The organism is Lactobacillus sp. ESL0701 (genome assembly GCF_029433445.1).
Taxonomy (GTDB): Bacteria; Bacillota; Bacilli; order Lactobacillales; family Lactobacillaceae; genus Lactobacillus.
This window is the reverse complement of sequence record NZ_JAQTIC010000001.1, coordinates 288,700-309,107: the sequence shown is the minus strand read 5'-3', so window position 1 is coordinate 309,107 and position 20,408 is coordinate 288,700. Positions and strand designations below refer to the sequence as shown.

Annotated in this window: 19 protein-coding genes and 1 tRNA gene; 1 reads left to right on the top strand and 19 read right to left on the bottom strand. The window is 39.4% G+C overall.

Features of this window, described 5'->3' with window-relative positions:
* Positions 1-16: 16 nt before the first annotated feature.
* The 18 genes from PT281_RS01420 to PT281_RS01335 form a co-directional block, all read right to left on the bottom strand.
* Positions 17-1,384: an MFS transporter gene (locus PT281_RS01420; protein ID WP_277151358.1), complete on the bottom strand. Its 1,368-nt coding sequence runs from the start codon at positions 1,382-1,384 to the stop codon at positions 17-19.
* Positions 1,384-2,322 carry a nucleoside hydrolase gene (locus PT281_RS01415; RefSeq protein ID WP_277151356.1) on the bottom strand — a complete coding sequence of 313 codons (939 nt, stop codon included), beginning with the start codon at positions 2,320-2,322 and terminating at the stop codon, positions 1,384-1,386. The genes PT281_RS01420 and PT281_RS01415 overlap by 1 nt, the downstream gene beginning before the upstream one ends.
* Before the next feature lie 9 nt (positions 2,323-2,331).
* The gene (locus tag PT281_RS01410) at positions 2,332-3,288 is read right to left on the bottom strand and encodes an ABC transporter permease (RefSeq protein WP_277151354.1); all 957 of its coding nucleotides are present in this window, start codon (positions 3,286-3,288) and stop codon (positions 2,332-2,334) included.
* The gene (locus tag PT281_RS01405) at positions 3,288-4,400 is read right to left on the bottom strand and encodes an ABC transporter permease (protein WP_277151352.1); all 1,113 of its coding nucleotides are present in this window, start codon (positions 4,398-4,400) and stop codon (positions 3,288-3,290) included. Before PT281_RS01405 ends, PT281_RS01410 begins: the two co-directional genes overlap by 1 nt.
* Positions 4,393-5,928 carry an ABC transporter ATP-binding protein gene (locus PT281_RS01400; protein WP_277151351.1) on the bottom strand — a complete coding sequence of 512 codons (1,536 nt, stop codon included), beginning with the start codon at positions 5,926-5,928 and terminating at the stop codon, positions 4,393-4,395. Before PT281_RS01400 ends, PT281_RS01405 begins: the two co-directional genes overlap by 8 nt.
* 65 nt (positions 5,929-5,993) lie before the next feature.
* Positions 5,994-7,070 carry a BMP family ABC transporter substrate-binding protein gene (locus tag PT281_RS01395; RefSeq protein WP_277151349.1) on the bottom strand — a complete coding sequence of 359 codons (1,077 nt, stop codon included), beginning with the start codon at positions 7,068-7,070 and terminating at the stop codon, positions 5,994-5,996.
* Positions 7,071-7,189: 119 nt separating this feature from the next.
* A complete protein-coding gene (locus PT281_RS01390) occupies positions 7,190-8,281 on the bottom strand; it encodes a BMP family protein (protein ID WP_277151347.1) in 1,092 nt (363 codons plus the stop codon).
* A 241-nt stretch (positions 8,282-8,522) separates the two neighbouring features.
* Complete coding sequence (locus tag PT281_RS01385) at positions 8,523-9,593, bottom strand: BMP family ABC transporter substrate-binding protein (protein WP_277151345.1); 1,071 nt, start codon at positions 9,591-9,593, stop codon at positions 8,523-8,525.
* A gap of 102 nt (positions 9,594-9,695) precedes the next feature.
* On the bottom strand, positions 9,696-10,097 hold the full coding sequence (locus PT281_RS01380) for an NUDIX domain-containing protein (RefSeq protein WP_277151343.1): 402 nt from the start codon (positions 10,095-10,097) through the stop codon (positions 9,696-9,698).
* A gap of 1 nt (position 10,098) precedes the next feature.
* Positions 10,099-10,752 (bottom strand): HD domain-containing protein, encoded by a 654-nt coding sequence (locus PT281_RS01375; RefSeq protein ID WP_277151342.1) that lies wholly within the window; start codon positions 10,750-10,752, stop codon positions 10,099-10,101.
* Between the two features lie 35 nt (positions 10,753-10,787).
* A tRNA-Thr gene (locus PT281_RS01370) sits at positions 10,788-10,860 on the bottom strand.
* A gap of 77 nt (positions 10,861-10,937) precedes the next feature.
* The gene (locus tag PT281_RS01365) at positions 10,938-11,267 is read right to left on the bottom strand and encodes a heavy metal-binding domain-containing protein (protein ID WP_277151340.1); all 330 of its coding nucleotides are present in this window, start codon (positions 11,265-11,267) and stop codon (positions 10,938-10,940) included.
* A gap of 125 nt (positions 11,268-11,392) precedes the next feature.
* On the bottom strand, positions 11,393-12,655 hold the full coding sequence (gene tyrS / locus PT281_RS01360; RefSeq protein WP_277151338.1) for a tyrosine--tRNA ligase: 1,263 nt from the start codon (positions 12,653-12,655) through the stop codon (positions 11,393-11,395).
* Positions 12,656-12,925: 270 nt separating this feature from the next.
* Positions 12,926-15,898, bottom strand: coding sequence for an LTA synthase family protein (locus PT281_RS01355; RefSeq protein ID WP_277151336.1), 2,973 nt, complete (start codon positions 15,896-15,898; stop codon positions 12,926-12,928).
* Between the two features lie 40 nt (positions 15,899-15,938).
* The gene (locus PT281_RS01350; protein WP_277151334.1) at positions 15,939-16,556 is read right to left on the bottom strand and encodes a glycerol-3-phosphate acyltransferase; all 618 of its coding nucleotides are present in this window, start codon (positions 16,554-16,556) and stop codon (positions 15,939-15,941) included.
* On the bottom strand, positions 16,556-17,674 hold the full coding sequence (locus tag PT281_RS01345) for an LCP family protein (RefSeq protein ID WP_277151332.1): 1,119 nt from the start codon (positions 17,672-17,674) through the stop codon (positions 16,556-16,558). The genes PT281_RS01350 and PT281_RS01345 overlap by 1 nt, the downstream gene beginning before the upstream one ends.
* Before the next feature lie 99 nt (positions 17,675-17,773).
* Entirely contained in the window at positions 17,774-18,340 is a 567-nt protein-coding gene (locus PT281_RS01340; RefSeq protein ID WP_277151330.1) for an aldose epimerase, read from the bottom strand.
* Positions 18,341-18,628: 288 nt separating this feature from the next.
* The gene (locus PT281_RS01335; RefSeq protein WP_277151328.1) at positions 18,629-18,916 is read right to left on the bottom strand and encodes a type II toxin-antitoxin system HicB family antitoxin; all 288 of its coding nucleotides are present in this window, start codon (positions 18,914-18,916) and stop codon (positions 18,629-18,631) included.
* A 173-nt stretch (positions 18,917-19,089) separates the two neighbouring features.
* Here PT281_RS01335 and PT281_RS01330 point away from each other — a divergent pair, with 173 nt between their 5' ends.
* A complete protein-coding gene (locus PT281_RS01330; RefSeq protein WP_277151326.1) occupies positions 19,090-20,019 on the top strand; it encodes a 2-dehydropantoate 2-reductase in 930 nt (309 codons plus the stop codon).
* A 94-nt stretch (positions 20,020-20,113) separates the two neighbouring features.
* Here the strand turns inward: PT281_RS01330 and PT281_RS01325 are convergent, their stop codons facing one another.
* Positions 20,114-20,407, bottom strand: coding sequence for a hypothetical protein (locus tag PT281_RS01325; RefSeq protein WP_277151324.1), 294 nt, complete (start codon positions 20,405-20,407; stop codon positions 20,114-20,116).
* Between the last annotated feature and the right edge of the window lies 1 nt (position 20,408).

Below are 20,408 nucleotides of genomic sequence, written 5' to 3'. Positions count from 1 at the left end.
TCGTTTTTTTGTTGATTTAATTTTTCAATTTAGATAATGACCAGCTACACAGGAAAAATGCAATTAGTGATAAAACCAAAAAGACCATCAAATTAAGTTTTAGTCCCTGCAATGTCCCCACTGCAACCCCTATACTCTCTTTTTGCATTACAGATAACAAAGAAGCCGCAAGCGCCGTACCAACTGCACCTGAGTAACTTTGAGCTGTCATATAAATAGCGTTGCCATCATTCATGACCTGTTCTGGTAATTGAGCTAAGCTTAAAGTCATGATATTACTGTAACTTAACCCCAAGCCAATCATAAACACGACATACATTATAGCCAGCAAGATAACACTAGGAATTAATAAATTAGCTATTCCAAAAGTTAAAACGATTATTCCTGTACCAACAATAATTGGTAATTTGTGACTAACACGATCATAAATAAGGCCAGCAATTGCCGACATTACTGCATCAACTACTGCAGCTGGCAAAACTAACAATCCAGTTGTAGCCGTCGATTTCTTAAATGCCAGTTGTAAAACATTGGGTATTAAGTAAGACATCGCCAGTGATAGCAACTGCAGTAAAAAGAATGCACTCAAAAAAATTACAAAGGTTTTGTTTTGGAATAATGATAAGTCTAGCAGCTTAATTGATTTATGCTGTTCACATTTTATAAACAAAACCAAACTAATTACCGCAATGATTAACAGCAATATCTGCCATAACCAGTTTAACTCGTTCGAAGTTACACTGACCACCAACAATAATGTGGCTGTCAATAAGACTGCCAATAGTAATCCGCCTTGCAAGTCAAAATGTATCTGTTCTGGCTTTTTAACTTGAGTAATACTCACCTCACCCAGCAGCCACGTCAAAATAATTACTGGCATGACTAGCCAAAAAAGTTGCTGCCATGACCAATATTTCAGTACAAGACCACCATATACTGGACCAACTGCAGGCGCAAAGGCAATAACCAAGCTGCCAATTCCCATAAAGGTACCGACAGCCTTTTTCGGAGCCTGTTCTAAAATAATTGAAAACATTAACGGCAGACAAAGACCATCTGCAACTCCTTCTAGCAAGCGACCAAATAATATCATTGGAAAATCTGTTGCTAAACTTGCACATATTGTCCCTAATAGGAAACTAACAACTGCGACACGAAAAATATTAAGTGCGTGAAACCGACGACGCAAAAAGGAACCAAACGGGATTAAGATCGTCGCTATCAACATGTAGCCGGTCGTTAGCCATTGTACTGTACTAGCAGACAAATTAAACTCGCGCATCAACATTGGAAAAGCAATGTTCAGTGAGGTTTCAATTACAATTCCTAAGAAACTAAGTAATCCAATTGCCATAATTGAGGCAATAAGTCTTGACCGCCGCACTACCTACTTTGCTCCAATAATTCGTCAAAGCGCTTGAAGAACAATTCCTTGTTGGCTTTAGTAACTAGAGTAATTTCACGGCCATTGGGATCGTCTTCCATTCGCCCTTGAGCAATTCCGGAAGTAATCACTCGAACTTTACGCTGCTCAACTTCAGAAACAACTTCAGGATACAGTGCACTAATTGTGGTCAAAACATCCCAAAAATACAGTTGCGCTGTTTGCACCGGCGGATTAACCAATAAGCTGTAGCCTTGACCCACCAAGTCCATTGCTGGATACTTGCGCAAGCTTGCCCAGTGCATCCGCAATTCATCAGTCAGCGGTAATTCCTCACTGCTTTCAAGCCCTACGATTTGCATCGGAATATGTGATACTAACACACGACTAACAGCCTGGGGATCCCAAAAGGCATTCCACTCCTGGCTGCCATCGGCATTAACCATCACCACATTGCCGTGACCATCAAGTGAGCCACCCATCCAATAAAGCTTGGCAATTTTACTTTCAATTGTTGGGTCCTCATCAAGTGCCCTTGCCAAATCCGTCAATGGTCCTGTCATTACTAAGGTAATTGGCTCTGTTGCGCTCTTAAGTTTGGCAATCATGTCTAAATGAGCCGGCAATTCTGCTTGTTTGGTAATCATCTTGCCTGATTCATTTAACATTGGCAAATAATTAAAGGAATACGAAGCCGTCCGCCATTCTTGAGGGAACTGATTGACTGCTCGTGAATCTGACTTAGCGATTTCTAACTTGTCACCGCGCAAATTAAAGCGGTCGGTCATCTTCCGGCAAACCTCAACCGCCGGATCAACATAGCCATCGGCATCAATCGCACCCACGCCTAATAATTTAATATCAGGTGCCTGCAAGAGCAGTAAATATGATACTAGATCATCAATGTTTCCATCATGGTTAAAATAAATTTGTTTCATGCTTTCCCCTTATTTTGACTTGATATAATTTTGACCATCGGCAGCTGGCGCAACCGATTTACCAAAGAACAATACTAACACTACAATTGTAATTACATACGGTGCAATCTGCATGTAAACAGCGGGAATATGATTGAAAAATGGCAGTTGATTACCAATGATACTAATACTCTGCGCAAAACCAAAGAATAATGATGCTAGCATTGCCCCAAGCGGATTCCACTTACCAAAGATTACCGCTGCCAAAGCCATAAAGCCCTGACCAACGATTGTGGAAACAGAAAAGTTCCCCGAAATTGCTTCCGCAAAAATAGCACCACCAATCCCGCCAAGGAAGCCGGAAATTAAAACGCCAGCATAACGCATCCCGTAAACATTAATTCCCAATGTATCAGCGGCTTGAGGATTTTCACCGCAAGAGCGCAGCCGCAAACCAAAGCGTGTCTTGTAAAGCACCCACCAAAGAATAATGGTCACAATAATCGCTACCCAAGCTGGTGCCGAAGTATTTTGAAAGAAAATTGGACCAATCACTGGAATATTAGCCAAACCCGGAAAAGAAAAATAACCAAAGCTCTGACTGATATTCTCTGTTTGACCTTTATCATAAATAGCCTTAATCAAGAAAACACCGAGCGGTGGTGCCATTAAATTTAGCACCGTGCCACTAATAATATGATCAGCGTGAAAGTTAATTGTCGCTACTGCATGCAATAGTGAAAAGATCAGCCCCACAATCCCGCCGACTAATGCACCTAGCCACGGCGTGATTTTGCCAAAAGTACCGGCAAAAGTCAGGTTAAATACAATCGACGAGAAGGCACCCATCGTCATAATTCCTTCAAGACCAATGTTAGTGACACCAGCGTTCTCACTATAAACCCCGCCCAATGCAGTAAAAATTAGCGGTGCCGAATAGACAAAAGTCGATGACACTAGTAAAGATAGAATCGCTACCAAACTCATTATTTTTGCCTCCCGTTATCTGCTTGAACTTCTTTTTTAATAGCTGCTAAATTAGGTGACTGCTTATCCTTAAACAAGCGGCCAATCACATACTGAATGGCAATAAAGAAAATAATTGCCGCAATCACAATTGAGACGATTTCATAAGGAATACCAGCTATTGTCTGCATTCCCAAGCCACCAATTTTTAAAATTGAGAACAATAATGCAGCCAGTAAAATACCGACAGCCGTACTGCCGCCCAATAAGGCAACAGACAGTCCATCCCAACCAATATCCAAACTCGTAGTCTGTGTAAAGTAGTTTTGGTAGGTGCCTAAGCCTTGGACAACACCGCCAAGTCCGGCAAATCCTCCCGATAAAAGCATGGACAACATAATGTTTTTCTTAGTAGACATTCCGGCATAACGACTGGCATAAGAATTGGTCCCAACTGACCGAATTTCAAAGCCAGTGGTCGTCTTTTTCATTAGATACCAGTAGACCACAACTGCAATTAAAGCTAGAAATATCCCCGCGTTAATCCGCGAATCACCAAAGAAAGAACTCAGCCAGTCAATCTTCAAACTACCATTAGCAGCAATTGTCTTAGTTGTATCCGTATCTAACCGCAAACTGCTAGGCATCACCTGCTGCATCAAATATTGACATGAGTAGAGCACAATATAATTAAGCATGATTGTAGTGATAACTTCATTCGTCCCAAATTGGGCCCGCAACCAACCAGCAATCCCTGCCACAATCGCGCCAGCAATAATTCCCGTAATTATCGCCAGCGGCAGTAAGACAACTTTGGGTAAATTAGGATTAGCTAACACGACCCAGATTGAAGCTAGCCAACCAGCTTGTGCTTGACCGGGTAAACCAATATTGAAAAAGCCAGCACTGGAAGCAATTGCGAAGCCAATCGCCGTAAAAATCAGCGGCGTGGCCTCCCGAATTGTTTCACCAATGCCATTCATATTACCAAGAGCACTAGCAAACATTGAAGTATAAGCCTGAATGGGATTGTAATTCCAAATTAACATAATTACTGCACCAATTAAAAAGCCAGCAAGGATAGAAATAATTGGTACTAAAATTCTTTTGGTTCTGGATGTTACTTTAAGCAAGAGCAGTACCTTCTTTCTTAACTCCGGTCATCAACAGACCTAATTCTTCATCACTAGTTTCTTCTGGTTTAACTTCGCCAGAAATATTACCATCGTGAAGCACAATAATTCGGTCAGATAATTGCATAATTTCATCTAATTCATAAGAAATTAACAAAATTGCCCTGCCCTTTGCTCGCTCTTCTAACAGTTGCTTATGAATATATTCAATTGCCCCGACATCTAGTCCCCGTGTTGGTTGAAATGCGATAATTAAATTACTATCACGGTCTAGTTCCCGAGCAATAATTACCTTTTGCTGGTTACCCCCCGACAAGTCACTAACTGGTAAATTAATTCCAGTTGTTCGAATATCAAACTTTTTCACCAGTTGTTGTGCATGCTGATTAATTACATCATGATGCAAGATATGATGGCGCGAGAATGGCTTTTGATAATAATTCTGCAAAGCTAAATTATCAGCAATCGAAAATGGCAAAATTAAACCATATTTTTGCCGGTCAGCGGGAATATGAGCCACGCCGCCTTGCGTAATTTTACGTACCTTTTGGTTAGTCAAATCACGCCCATTAACCATAATCTTGCCCGCGTTAACGTGCTGCAAACCCGTTATTGCTTCTACTAGTTCATCTTGACCGTTGCCGTCAATTCCGGCTACACCCAAAATCTCACCGCCACGCAGGTTAAAGGATAAGCCTTTAAGAGCCACAATCCCCTGCTTATTTTTAACTTGCAGATTAGTTACGTTAAGAATAGTCTTGCCTAATTCTACTGCGGGCTTAGTTAGGCGCATATTGACGTGGCGACCAACCATTAATTCCGCTAAATTATTGTCAGTAACATCGGCTACCTTAAAAGTACCCACACTTTTACCAGCGCGAATAACGGTCACGCGGTCAGCTGCTCTTTTGATTTCTTCTAATTTATGCGTAATTAAAATAATTGATTTGCCTTCTTTGGCCAGTTCCTTAAGAATCTTGATAAATTCTGTAATTTCTTGCGGTGTTAACACTGCCGTCGGTTCATCAAAAATCAAAATATCCGCACCGCGGTAGAGCACCTTCAAGATTTCTACTCGCTGCTGCTGCGCCACGGTAATATCGCCCACCCTTTTGTTAGGGTCGACATTCAGACCATAACGTTTGGATAACTCATCAATTTGAGTTCGCGCCTTTTTTAAATCTAATTTAGGACCCTTAGTTGTTTCATGCCCTAAAATAATATTTTCTAAAACGGTAAATGAATCCATTAACATAAAGTGCTGGTGCACCATTCCAATACCCAAATTCTTAGCTATTGTTGGATTCTTAACATCAACTTGGTGACCACGCACCAGGATTTCACCAGCAGTTGGTGCTAATAACCCCGATAAAATACTCATCAAGGTTGACTTCCCCGCACCATTTTCGCCAAGTAAAGCTAAGATTTCACCATGCCGCAAGACCAAATTGATATCGTCATTAGCCTTAAAGCCATTGAAATCCTTAACAATATGGCGCATCTCAATTACGTTCGTCACATTTTCCATTTTGCTTACTAATTTCCTTTTTGTTAAAAAACTCTTTGTTTACACAAAGAGTTTTCAATTATTAATTATTTAGTCGTTTCTTGAACTTTGATTTTACCAGCAATAATTTGCGCCTTAGCCCGATTAACTGCGGCCCAAGTCTTAGCAGACAAATTACCACGGGTCAGTGAAACACCGTTACCCTTTAAGGTATAAACTAAGTGCTTGCCACCCGGAAATTTACCATGATAAGCATCATCGGCTAATGACTTGGATGCAACATCCAGTCCCTTCAAAACTGAAGTCAGAGTAAAGTTATCCTTCTTACCATCTTTAGTCTTGTAGTTACCCAGATTAGCCTGGTCAACATCAACACCAATTACCCACACCTTTTGATTAGCTGGTCGTGCTTGATTGCGATCCTTGGCTTCCTGGAAGACACCATTACCAGCGGCACCCGCTGTTTGAAAAATAACGTCGGTCTTATTGGCATACATTGATTGGGCCATTGACTTAGCCTTGTCAGTTGAAGAAAAGTTCCCAACATATTCAGTTGAAACCTTAATTTGTTTGTGCAAAGCCTTAGCTCCGTCTTGTACTCCTTGCTTAAAACCAGCTTCAAACTTATCAATTATGCTGGATTTAGCACCACCGATAAAGCCCACCTTATTCGTCTTGGTTGTATAGGCTGCTGCTAACCCGCCCAAATAAGAAGACTGATTACTTTCAAATGTAACCGAAGCAACATTCTTTTGTCCCGTAATTACATCATCAATAATGACAAAATTCTTTTTAGGATTCTTTTTAGCTGATGCTTTAACTGAATCCGTTAACATATAGCCAACACCAACAATTGTTTGGTAGCCTGACTTAGCAGCTTGATTAAAGTTAGGAGTAAAGTCTGAAGCACTATCTGATTGAAAATATTGGTAGCCTTTACCACGGGTAAAGCCATGTTCTTTACCATAAGCCTTAAAGCCCTGCCAAGCAGCTTGATTAAATGATTGATCATCAACCCCATTACTATCAGTAATTAAAGCAACACTGCCTTTACTATTTTGACTTCCCGAACTTTGCTTTTTGCCAGAACACGCGCTCAAAACCAAACTAACTGATGCCACAATCGTTCCTAAAGCTAAAAACTTACCAAATTTACGCTGCAATTTCCTGCCCTCCATAAATAACGAACTATTCATATCTATTTTATCTTAAAAATACGTAATTGCAATAGTATTATTTTTTATTATTGGCAAAAGCAGATTTGTATGCGCTAAATAGCGAACTATTTAGTTGGGTGAATTGGTACTTTAATTGACCCAGCAATAATTTGTGACCGTGTTTCTTGGGCAATCTTCCAAGCAGCAGGTGTAATCTGCCCCCGTTTAATTGAGACACCATTGGTCTTGAGACCATAAACAAGATGTTTTCCGCCAGGGAACTTACCGTTATATGCCCGATTAGCAATATCTTGGGTGGCAATATTGACACCAGTAATCACTGAAGTCAAAACAAAGTTCGCCTTTTTGCCGTCCTTTGACTTGTAATTGCCTAAATATGACTGGTCGACATCAACACCGATTGCCCAGACACGCTTAGAAGCAGGGCGATTTTGGTTAATTGACTTGGCTTCTTGGAATAGTCCATCACCAGTAGAGCCAGAAGCATGGAAGATAATATCCGCTTTTTTGGCATACATTGATTGGGCAATTGCCTTGCCTTTATCGGCACTGGTAAAACTACCAGCATATTGGTTCAAAAGTGTTACTTTTTTATGCAGCCTTTTAGCTTCATCATTAACGCCCTTGGTAAAGCCAGCATCAAACATGTCAATAATATTGCCATGAACGCCACCGATAAAACCAATTACATTCGTCTTAGTTTCAGCAGCAGCGACAACCCCTGCTAGGTAGGCTGCTTGTTCACTCTTAAAGTTAGCCGAAGCAACATTCTTTTGCCCGTTGATTACCTCATCCACAATCACGTAGTTTTTCTTGGGATTTTTCTTAGCTGCTGAACTGACAGCATCTTTTAAGTTGTAGCCAATCCCAAAAATTGTTTGATAACCGGCTTTGCTAGCCTGATCAAAGTTAGGAACAAAGTCAGCATCACTACTTGATTGGAAATACTGGTAACCATTCTTGCCGCGCTGTAAATTATGCTGCTTACCATATGCCTTAAACCCATTCCATGCTGACTGGTTAAACGAATTGTCATTAACCCCAGCTGCCGTTGTTACCAAGGCAATGGAGTGTTTGGCACTATCATCAGTATTACCACTGCCGCCCTGCTTTTTACCAGAACATGCTGTTAACACCAGCCCAGCCGTAAAGACCAGTGCTGCAGTTGACCAAATTTTCTTGAACCTTATGCTCATGTTGTAACCCCCTAAATATCTTTTCAGTTATTAAAATAACAAGATTTAGTGGTTATGTCAAAATCGCACCACAAGATAAAGTGTTGATTTATCAAGATTCTTATAATTGGTCTAGAACATGTTCCAAGACAGTCACACCATTATTTTTGTATGCTTCAAAGCATAATTTGAAAGTTTTTCAAAATTTGTCGACTTATGTAAAATTAGCCAAATAAAAAGACGCTTTCGCGTCTTAAAAAAACTATTTTGCTGATTGGGTGACCTTAACTTTTCCAGCAATAATTTGTGTACGCTGCTTTTGAACAGCCGTCCAAGCCGCTACACTTAAATTCCCTTTGGTAACCGCCACACCATTATTTTTAAGGCCATAGACTAAATGCTGACCACCGGGAAATTTACCTTTAGCAGCCGAATCTGCTAATGATTTAGTTGCCACACCTAATCCTTTCAAAACCGAAGTTAGCGTAAAGTTATCCTTCTGTCCATTTTTGGTTTTATAATTGCCTAACCTTGCTTGATCGACATCAACACCAATTACCCACACCTTTTGTGACGGTGAATGCATTTGATTGTAATCCTTGGCCTCTTGAAAAATACCATTACCTGCCGTTCCAGCTGCCTGATAAATGATGTCACAGCTGTTTGAATACAGCGACTGAGCAATTGATTTTGCTTTATCAGTCGACGTAAAGTTGCCAATATATTCATCTTTAACTGTCATGTTTTTGTGCAGTGCTTTTGCACCAGCTTGAACGCCTTGGTTAAACCCTGCCGCAAAAGAATTAATGATGCTAGATTTAGCACCACCAACAAAACCAACAGAATTGGTTTTAGTCGTATAAGCGGCTGCAACACCCGCTAGATATGATGCTTCATTGCTTTTGAAAGTAACCGATGCCACATTTTTTTGACCGGTAATCACATCATCAATAATGACAAAATTTTTCTTGGGATTTTGAACTGCCGCTGTCTTAACCGAATCTTTTAGCGCGTAGCCAACACCAAAAATCGTCTGGTAGCCAGAACTAGCTGCTTGATTGAAGTTGGGGGTATAATCTTCTGCACTATTTGATTGAAAATATTGGTAATCGCTACCACGCTTTAAATTGTGTTCTTTACCAAAAGCCGTAAAGCCACTCCATGCTGCCTGATTGAATGACTGGTCATCAACTCCGCTACTATCAGTAATCAAGGCAATACTATTCTGACTACTTTTGCTAGTAGAAGTATCTTGTTTTTTACCCGTACAAGCCGTCATAATAAGACTTATTCCAAGAACAATTGTTAGCCATTGCCATCGCTTTTTATTCATACTTTAACCTCTGTGAATTTGCTAATAATTTTGTTCAATATTAATCCTAATTAAAATAAATTAAAATAAAAAAGCACCAGCATCTTTATTAAAAACTGGTACTTAATTTTTTAAATATTCATTGATTTTTAGCTTTGCCTGTGGGGGCATTAAATTAAGCTGGGATAATTTACTAAATTTCACCCAAGTAGGTAAATAGCTATTGGCTGAATTTGACCGCTCTTTTTCTTCACCGCTAATCTTAGGCGTAGTTGCTTGAACAGACTGCGCGCAGAAGAAAACTTCACGCTCTTGCTCCTGTAAGACAAACAGCTGGTGTAAATCTTTAGGCGTTAAAACTATTTGCAATTCTTCGCGAACTTCACGGATTGCCGTTTGAACAGGCGTTTCCTGGTCCTTAGCGCCGCCACCTGGAACCACCCAATAATCACGACCATCCTTCAAGCGATGAATTAGCAGTAAAGCCTGGGTTTGGCAATTATAAATCACAACCCTTGCTCGCATTTTACACATCCCATTCCTGGATAAATTCGTTAACAAAAGCACGCATATATTCAGTTCTAACGTGTGCTTCTTTTTTACCGCCAACTGTATTCATCAAATCCTCAAGCTGGAATAATTTTTCATAAAAGTGATTAATTGTCGTCTCCTGATGCTGCCGATATTGGTCATGACTAACTAACTTTTGCGGCTTAATTGCTGGATCATAGATCATATTGCCATGCGCGCCACCATAAGTAAAAGCACGCGCGATCCCGATTGCACCAAGGCTTTCAATTCGATCCGCATCTTGAACATATTGTCCCGAAACAGGTAATTGATAATGATGTTCAATATTCTTAGAAAATGACATATGCTGCATTGTAAACAAAATGTCCTTAATTTCTAAAGACGTAAAGCCAACCTGTGGTAATATTTTTTGAATATTAGTTAGTACCGCTGCTGGATCTGGACAAACTTTTTCATCAATTGTGTCATGTAAATACCCGGCAGCTTCAATAATTGCCACCATGCGACTATCTTGATGGGCATTAGGATTATCCTGTAAATACATTTTTTTAGCCAAGTGCGCTACTCGTTGACCGTGATAAAAGTCGTGACCAGTTTTTTCATCTTTAAGCTGCTTTTTAACAAAGTTAATTACCTCAGTTATTTCCACTTTAGGTGTCCTTTCTGTTAATTTCAATAGCATTAAGCCACTTCCCAGATTTGAACTGGGGACCTCCTCCTTACCACGGCGGTGCTCTACCTCCTGAGCTAAAGTGGCAATTCTATTGTACCAAAAAAGCATTCCGCAAGCAGGAGATGCCTTATTTTTTATTTAGATTACAATTATTATTTTTACTAACTGATAAATTTAACTGCCGTGCCATAGGCAACAACTGATTGCATGTCACTAGCAATCGAGCCAGAATCAAAGCGCATCATCACAATCGCATCTGCACCTTTATCCGCAGCTGCTTGACGCATTCTTGCTAATGCCTCATTCCGCGATTCTTCTAGCATCTTCGTATAAGAACGTATTTCACCGCCAACCATTGACTTTAAACTAGCACCCATATTCTTAATCATATTTTTTGATTGTGTAGTTAAGCCAAAGACTTCACCCATAATCTCATATTTTTTACCGGGAATTAGCTCTGTCGTTGTTACCATAATTTGTTCTGCATCCATAATTATTCTCCTAAAATTATTCACTAACTAAGCACTCTTCAATTATATAATGTTAGCTTGTAATTTCAATTATTAACATAGTGCTAATAAAAATAGGTATTCCTTACTTGAAATACCTACCTCAACTATTTAATTGTAACTAACGTGTACTTTCTCTTACCTTTACGAACAATGACGTATTTACCATCAAAAGCCTTGTCTGGGTCAATGTCAAAGTCAACTGATTGTTCCCGATCACCGTTAATATAGATTGCGCCATTTTTGATGTCTTCACGTGCCTGACGCTTTGAGTCTTCAACCTTAGTTTCAACTAAGAAGTCAACAATATTCTTCACACTGCTATCCGCCTCGGCAGCTGGCGCGCTCTTTAGACCTTCTTCAATTTGCTTAACTGACAAGTTCTTGATGTCGCCAGAAAATAGCGCATCAGTAATCATTTGGGCTTCTTTTAAGCCGTCTTCACCATGGACAAACTTGGTTACTTCTTCAGCTAACTTCTTTTGTGCTGCCCGCTTCCATGGTTCCTTCTTAGTAGCTTCAGCCAAAGCGTCGATTTCTTCATGACTTAAGAAGGTAAAGTACTTCAAGTATTTAACAACATCACGGTCATCTTGATTAATCCAGAATTGGTAGAACTCATAAGGACTGGTCTTTTCTGGGTCAAGCCAAACAGCACCACCAGCCGATTTACCAAACTTGGTACCATCAGCTTTTAACATCAAAGGAATAGTCAAACCAAAGACTTGTCTATCTGAACCCTGCAACTTATGGATTAAATCAATTCCGGCAGTAATATTACCCCACTGATCACTACCGCCGATTTGCATTTGCACACCATAATTCTTGTTCAATTCATTAAAATCAATCGCCTGCAAAATTTGGTAAGAAAATTCAGTAAAGGAAATTCCATTTTCTAGTCGACTGGCAACAACGTCTTTATTAAGCATGTTATTAACTTGGAAATGCTTACCGTAATCACGCAAAAAGTCAATCAGCGTCAACTTGTCCAGCCATTCAGCATTGTTGACGATTTGAAAGTTTTCTGTACCAAACAATTTTTCCATTTGCTTAGTCAAAGCAACTTCATTTTGGTGTAATTTTTCAGCATCTAGCAATGTCCGTTCTGACTTACGACCAGAAGGGTCACCGATTGTTCCCGTACCACCACCAATAACAATTACTGGGTGGTAACCGGCAAGCTGGAATCTCTTCAAAATCATAAAGGGAATTAAGTGACCAATATGCAGCGAATCACCAGTTGGGTCAGTCCCACAGTACAATGCCAAGTCGTCATGCTCGTTTAAGTATTTGCGTAAACCTTCCTCATCAGTTTCTTGGTTAATGGCGCCACGCCATTTTAAGTCTTCTAAAATATCAAAGTTTGCCATTATTTTCCTCCAACAAAAAACGCCCCTAGATTCAATCAGAATCTAGGGACGACTAAATTACTTTTTAGCCGTGGTACCACCCACGTTTACACCTCTTGCAGTGTCTTATCTGGTCTTTACGGGAACCACCCAACTCGTATTTCGTCACCTTCGACCTGTCTAGCTCACACCAACCGCTAGTTCTCTGATCACTGAATCGAAGTGCTACTTCATCATGATGATAAATGAATAATACTAATTTTTTATTAATTAGTCAACATTATTTTTTAATTATTTGTAAAAGCCTTTTGCCTTCAAACCGTATGCCTTACCCGAGGTCATGTCATATTGAACCATTTCATAATCAGCAAGTAGCTTTTGCTGCTTCTTCGTTAATTTCTTTGGATCAACAATTTCACCTTTACGGTTAACCAAGTTGAAGCCCTTGTCGCCGGCAAAATTAATCGTAATTGCTGGTAATTCTTTGTGAACTTCTGTTAATAAGGCTTGATATGGTGTAACCTTTGAATCCGTCTGTTGCAGCATCATGGCAATAAAGTCACTTGTATTCACATAATTATTGTCCTTAGTTGACAGCTTCATCTTGGCACCATGGTCACGAGCATACTTATTTGAGTAAATAAAGTAGCGTGTTGAGTGCATTTGTACCGGATACTTCGCGGTGTAACTTTGTGACAAAATACTTGGATAGTGATCGCCATAAAAGACCAAGGTAATTGGCTTCTTAATCTTGTCTATCTGCTTAATAAACTTCTTAACTGCCTTGTCGGTATATTGTGTTCCCTTAACATAAGTAGCCATTTGTTCACGATCCGCGGCAGTCTTAAACAAGTCACCGGAAATCTTACCCATGTATTCATTCTTGGGATACCAGTTATCATATGGCATGTGGTTTTGAATTGAAATTAGATTAATAAATTGACCGCCCTTACGTGAATTAATTTGATGTAAACCATTCGCATAAGTAGTGAAATCAGAATTATAACTACTACGACCCAATTTCTTCTGGTCAACTATCTTATAACCTGAACCCAAGTAAGCAAACTTATTAAACTTGAAGATCCGATAATCGCCAATTCTTGAGTAGTAAGTCCCAATAAATGGGTGAATAGCAGACTTGTAATCAAAATCCATCCCGATTGTTGGGTAGAACTTGTAATTTGGTACGATTTGAACGTATGGTGTCAGCGTTGACTTGAACATTCCCATGTTTAATCCTGTCAGCGTCTCCCATTCCATATTGGCCGTACCGCCACCATAACCGGCACTAAGCATTGAACCATAAGTTGAGCGGTTCTTCATTGACTGAATGAACTTAACCGGATTTGGCGCGTCACGGTCAAACTTAATCGTTGGGAAAGTATACGGATCAACAAAACTTTCACTCAAGTTGAAGATTACCGTTTGCTTATTAATGTCATTCTTCCGCGTTTTATTAATCTTGTCGGCAACTTTTGCATACTTTTGGTTTAACTGATTGATTGTTGATGCTGAATAGCCATTTGGCTGATCCATAATTTGCAAATCAATGTAGTTCAAAAAGTTCAGCACTGGCCCGTTAACCTGAATATCACGTTCGGGATTACGGAATTTCTGGTGGTTATCAAAACCAAGGTTGATGTAATAAATAAAACTATTATCGTGATTAAACCGCAATGGTGTTAAGAATAGTAGTAAGCTAAGCAGCGCCCAAATGCCACGCCGCTTCCATGAACCACGCTTCTTGATTGGGTACTTCTTCTCCAAGAAAATATCCAGAGCAATTATTACTACTAGGGCAACTAAAATAGCAATAACCATTCCCTTACCGATCATTGGCAGCAAGGTCTTCCAGTTAACTATTTCGCTAATTTCAGTTGGATAAATCGGCTCACCACGCAAATTCATCTTAATCTTATTGGCAACAGCCCAACCAATACCAATCACGCTGACTAGCATATTTGAAGTCCAGTACCGCGTGGTAATGAAGTAAAAAATTGAGAACAAGGCATCAAGGAAGATTGTCGTTAGAACAATTGCAAAGAATTTCGTTCCCAAAAGATAAACAATTGCATTAATATTCTTAGCCGTACTAATCTGAATACGTAAATTATCAGATTCAATTAAGAAAGACGCAAAACTTAAAATGTAGAACCAGCCCCACGTTAAAAGATTAACGCGGTTAGTTACAACCCACTTAGTAAAGCCATGCCAAGCAGTTACACAAACATTGGCCAAATTAGTTTCGCGATCGAGATAATCAATTGCCTGTTTAAACGGCCGCCACTTAAACAGATAGCGGTCTAAAACATAGTACCAGCCCCAGGCAATTAGCATCATTAAGACAATCATAATGAGCTTATTGATTGTCGAAGAACCAGTAAAGGTAAAGACCTTCATGAATTTGCTCGAAATTGGCGCATCCATAAAAATAATTACTGGAATAAAGTAGCGCATCTCGCGCGCGCTAAAGGTAACTATGACCTTTTTAAATAGTAAAAAGGCTGCTGCCACCATTAGGAACATAAACGGTGATGAGGGATTGTTCAAAAATTCTCTGTTCCAATCGCCGCCACCGTTACCAGAAATTAATTGTGACCAATAAACGGCATCAAATCCCGGAACTCCTATTAAAACGATAAAGAAAGAAACTAAACCAGCAAATAAGGAAGCACCCAATATTTTACCGTCAATTTTAAGATTGGCGAGGAACATTCCCCAAGCAAAGAACAAAATCAAATACAAGCCATAAAGCGAATATTGAAAAGTTAAATTACCAGCACTTAAAGCAAAACCTAATACCGTTAAGATACTCAACACTAGCAGGTTTTGCTTGTCACTTAACTTGTGTTGCAGATCATACAAATATGGCTGAGCCAGCAAGCTGAAGATTAATCCTGCAAACAAAACTGACGTACTGGTAATAACTGGAAAGAGCATTCCCCATACACGCCACATATTAAAGTGACTTGGTGAAATAATAAAGAATAGCAGGTAATAAACAATTAAAGTTGTTACCCCTAACAGCCAGTACCTAAGACTTTCACTTGCATGTTGTTTTTTCTTACTGTAAACAGCACCAAAGACCATGGGGACAAGCATTATTGTTGCGTTGTACAACATGTTTGGCACAAACCGAATAAACGAAAAATGTGCTCTAGAAGCAACGCCTCGCAAATTAAACATTTGTACTAACATGAAGAAAGTTGCAACCAGCAGACAGATAACCTGCACAGTCTTTAACGTTTTTTTATTTTTATTCATGTTTCTAGTATCTACCCTCACTAAAAATTGATTTTATCTCTTATTGTACCTTTATACCCAACTTTTTCTTAATTGTGTATAAAACATCGACTTTTTTGCCCTTACCGACCAAAAAGTCGTAGAGATCATGCCTAAACTTAAATGTCATAATTAGCGCGATCACTAATAGAATAATGCCGACTTCCTTAATCTTTGTCAATTCATAACAACTAAACAAAAATATAAAAACAAGCGGCGGTACCGTTAGGTTTTTCATGATAATCACTAAAATTAAGGCAATCAGCAAAGTAACAACACCTGCTGGAAAATCATAAATTAAAGCAAATAATCCTGCGACGGCAACTCCCTTGCCGCCTTGAAACTTATTTAAAATTGGAAAGCAATGTCCCAAAATCAGCCCTAAAGCTGTGTACGCCAAGTTAACGCGACCAGGGAAAAGGCTAGCAACTATTAATAGTGCGATGGCGGTTTTCAAAAAATCGCCTAAACAGGTAATAATGCCCCATTTTTTACCAAAAACAGCACCGACATTAGCCGTTCCGGGATTACCAGAACCGACCTTGGTCGGATCTTGATGAAAAACAAACCGACCAATCAACATTGCACCTAGCAAATTCCCCAGTACATAACCAATTAAGATTGACCACAAACGTGCCATCAATTATCATCTTCCTCCTGTGAATTTTGCTCTCGATAATTCTGATAAATAGTATAATCCTGCGTAGCTGGATCGGAAAAATCAAAGCCCCCAGCAATATTACGCTTATTTTGATAAGTTTCATTATTACTAATTGGCATTAACGGTAATCCTAATTCACCACGTATATAGTCAGAAACACGCTGCAGCTCTTTAGTTGACTGCACTTGATAAGAAGCATCATCAATCGTTGCATTATGACCATGTAGATAGTCATTCTTAACATCTTTAGTTGAACTTCGGTAATTAAACGCGATTTCTTCTAAGGCTTTAAACGGTAAATTAGTCTTGACATTACCTGAAATTGAGGTCAACACTGAATCTAGCTTAGTCAACGTGCTAATCGAAACGGCCTTTTTAATCAAAGTTGTAATAACTTGGCGCTGGCGCTGCTGGCGACCATAATCTCCTTGTGGATCATCATAACGCATTCGCGAATATGCCAACGCTCCACCGCCGCCCATATGGGTCAACTGATTTTTCTTAAAAACATAGCCGCTATACTCAAAGCTAAGTGTTGGTCTAATGTTAATCCCGCCAACATAACGAATGAGACGCATGATCCCCTTCATATTGACCAAGGCATAGTACTTGATTGGCACATTGATTAACTGCGAAACACTAGCCATTGTCATCTTGGCGCCGCCAATGCCATAGGCAGCATTAATCTTTTCGGCTTGAAATTGCTCTGCACCAACCATTTGCGCCATTGTATCACGCGGAACTGACATTAACGTGTACCGTTTCTTTTGTGGATTAACAACAGCCAAAATAATTGTATCTGTATTACCGGCTTTTTCAGTCCGATCAAGTGCTCCTGTATCAGTTCCGAGTAATAAAACGGCAAACTTTTTCTTACCGTTAAATTCGCCCTTTTTAATCTGGACTTGATTATTGCTGTCGTATGTACTATCAACCGCTGTCTTGGTTCGATAATAAACATACGCTGAATAAGCAGCCACTGCTACAACAGCAACCGTAATGATACTTATTAGCCAAGTCCAAACCCGTCGCCGCCGACGATAATTAGCGTGCAACTCTACCCGACTTTTATTCGTGCGATTATCGTTATGATCCATTTTCTTACCCAAATATTAATTAACAATGAATGTATTATAGCAAAAAAAGCAAACCAATGCTGGCTTGCTCTCAACTTCTTATTAAAATCATTACCATCTTTAGCTAAGTGCCAAAGTTAATTGAAATTCGTTATCATTATCTCCTGCCAAGAGCGCATTATCAATTGATGCAACTACCTGCTCGTCTTTGGCAGCTAAAGCAAAATTGGCAGAGTTCAACTTAATAGTTGCCTTCTGATTGGTTAATTCAACTTCATTGACACTTTCCTTAACCATCCAGTCATTAATTACCGGCAATACAAAAGACAAAGAAAACGGCATTTCTTTATGTGAATTGTTCTTCAAATAGCATTTAAGATCAATCCGGTTGCCCTCAAGCGCATAAGTCAAAATCATTTCAAAATGATACGGAAACTTCTTATAGCTTACTGCATCATCAATCAAAGCCAAACTAACACGTGCGTCTCCCTTATCAACAACAGTCCAAGGCAAGAGCTCCGCCCAATTTTCACCTTGATCCGCACTCGGAAAGACAACCGTCAACTTCTCTTGCGCAGCATCGCTTTTGAAATAATCACTCTGATTACTATGATTTACCAAACTAAACATTTGGGCACCATCTTCAGCAATTACGACACGCAACAGAGAATTTTCAATTGTTTGCATAGTTCACTCCAAACTTTCTCCCACTTAAAAATAGCACTTTAACACTACTCATGTCAATTAACGCCTTAAAACTAGCGTTTTTTGCAAAAGAATTTCTCTGATTAAATAGAAATTACATTATAATAGAAGGGAAAAATTTTTCACACTAAAAAGCGTCAGCCATAAAAATTTATTATCCTTATCAATAGCAATCTTAAGCTTTATATACTATAATAACTGTGTTCTTAAGAATTATAAGTTAGTTTTTGGAACAAGTTAATAAAAGAGCACTCCACTAGGAGTGCTCTTTTATATTTCATAATTAATCCGATCACGTGAGGCTTCCGTCAAATCAGCTGAAACCAACGCGACAAATGAACCATCATCGCCTAGCTCAATTTCATCAAGCGCACTACACTTAGGTAATACTGCCTTATCATACAATCGGCTAGCTAAGGTATCGGCTGCCATCTTTAAAGATTCGCGCAAACCTTCACCTTCGGTAATTGCCCCTTTGATATCGGGAAAACTAATCACATAGAAATTATCATCAAGTGGTTTAAAAATTGCTGGATATGTTACTATTCTATGATCCATTAAATGATCCCTCCATCTATATACCTACTATCATGATATACCTAAAATCAACGCTTGCCGCAATAATTTGCAAATTATTTTAAATTATTTATCGTATTGCTCATTAGCAACATAAAAATTATAATTAATGAAGATATACACATTAATCAACTATCTTTCGGAGGAATTATATTATGAAAATTGTAATTGCAGGCTCTGGTGCAATGGGCTTAAGATTCGGCTTACTTTTAAAGCGCGGCGGCAATGATGTCACTCTTGTTGACGGCTGGGATAAAAATATTGCGGCTATCAGAAAAAACGGCGTTAAAGCTGATATTGACGGTCAGACCATTACTGCCAACATGCCGATTTACAAGCAAAATGAGATCGCTCAAGAAGTTAATAATGTCGATCTTGTCATTGTATTTACCAAGTCAATGGCTTTAGGGTCAATGCTTGATAGTATTAAGTCAGTAGTTGGACCAAATACCTATATTCTTTGTCTGCTCAATGGTTTAGGTCATGAAGAAGTACTAGAGCAATATGTTGCTAAAGACCATATTATCATGGGCGTCACGATGAATGCCGCAAGTATGCCGGCTCCAGGTGAAACCAAATTTGACGGCAGCGGACAAACGGAATTGCAGTGCTTAGATGCCAGCGGTCAACAGGAAGTCCAAAAAATCGTCGATGTCTTCAATAAGTCAAAGATTGATGCCCTTTATAGCGAAAACGTCTTGTACTCGATTTGGCGAAAAGCCTGCGTCAATGGTGTCGTCAACTCCATTTGTGCCTTATTAGAAGGAACTACCGTTGATTTGGGTCACGCGCAAAATGCCGACGCGATTACACGCACTATTGTCGATGAATTTGCTGACGTTGCTGAACGCGAAGGTGTCTATCTTGACCGCAAAGAGGTAGTTAAACACGTTGAAAGCACTTGGACGATGGATCACTACCCTTCAATGTATCAAGACTTAGTAGTTAATCACCGCCCAACAGAAATTGACTACATTAACGGTGCTGTTTGGCGCAAAGGGCAAAAATACGGCGTGCCAACTCCATATTGTGCCTGCATTACTAACTTAATTCATGCTAAAGAAGGAATGTTAAACGTTAAGTAATTTCAAGCAAAATAAAAGCTCCGCAATTCAGATTTGAATTACGAAGCTTTTTTAAGTGTGTTTATGCTAGGAAAATTGTGTATATACGAGAAATTTATTTTGCTTCTAAGTCAAAGTTGGTCTTGCCTAAGCCTGTCCAACGAACGTAAGCTTGAGTTAAAGCAGTTGCTGATGGATAGTTTTGACCATCAAATTCACTGATAACTTGACCTAATTTAACTGACTTGTAATTACCAAGACGTAAATCATAGTCTGCAGCTTCCTTGACTAATTCATCCTTAGTAATTGGGAAGAAGTTAATCATGCCACGTTTGCTGTTTTCAAGCATTTCGCGGTAACTTTGTGCAAAGTAGTGTGAATCATATTGTGCTACAACGTATTCTGCCATT

Coding starts and splice junctions, on each gene's coding strand:
- PT281_RS01415 (WP_277151356.1), bottom strand. CDS start 2,322: ATGAAACAAATTTATTTTAACCATGATGGAAACATTGATGATCTAGTA.
- PT281_RS01410 (WP_277151354.1), bottom strand. CDS start 3,288: ATGAGTTTGGTAGCGATTCTATCTTTACTAGTGTCATCGACTTTTGTC.
- PT281_RS01400 (WP_277151351.1), bottom strand. CDS start 5,928: ATGGAAAATGTGACGAACGTAATTGAGATGCGCCATATTGTTAAGGAT.
- PT281_RS01390 (WP_277151347.1), bottom strand. CDS start 8,281: ATGAGCATAAGGTTCAAGAAAATTTGGTCAACTGCAGCACTGGTCTTT.
- PT281_RS01385 (WP_277151345.1), bottom strand. CDS start 9,593: ATGAATAAAAAGCGATGGCAATGGCTAACAATTGTTCTTGGAATAAGT.
- PT281_RS01380 (WP_277151343.1), bottom strand. CDS start 10,097: ATGCGAGCAAGGGTTGTGATTTATAATTGCCAAACCCAGGCTTTACTG.
- PT281_RS01365 (WP_277151340.1), bottom strand. CDS start 11,267: ATGGATGCAGAACAAATTATGGTAACAACGACAGAGCTAATTCCCGGT.
- tyrS (WP_277151338.1), bottom strand. CDS start 12,655: ATGGCAAACTTTGATATTTTAGAAGACTTAAAATGGCGTGGCGCCATT.
- PT281_RS01355 (WP_277151336.1), bottom strand. CDS start 15,898: ATGAATAAAAATAAAAAAACGTTAAAGACTGTGCAGGTTATCTGTCTG.
- PT281_RS01350 (WP_277151334.1), bottom strand. CDS start 16,556: ATGGCACGTTTGTGGTCAATCTTAATTGGTTATGTACTGGGGAATTTG.
- PT281_RS01345 (WP_277151332.1), bottom strand. CDS start 17,674: ATGGATCATAACGATAATCGCACGAATAAAAGTCGGGTAGAGTTGCAC.
- PT281_RS01340 (WP_277151330.1), bottom strand. CDS start 18,340: ATGCAAACAATTGAAAATTCTCTGTTGCGTGTCGTAATTGCTGAAGAT.
- PT281_RS01335 (WP_277151328.1), bottom strand. CDS start 18,916: ATGGATCATAGAATAGTAACATATCCAGCAATTTTTAAACCACTTGAT.
- PT281_RS01330 (WP_277151326.1), top strand. CDS start 19,090: ATGAAAATTGTAATTGCAGGCTCTGGTGCAATGGGCTTAAGATTCGGC.
- PT281_RS01325 (WP_277151324.1), bottom strand. CDS start 20,407: ATGGCAGAATACGTTGTAGCACAATATGATTCACACTACTTTGCACAA.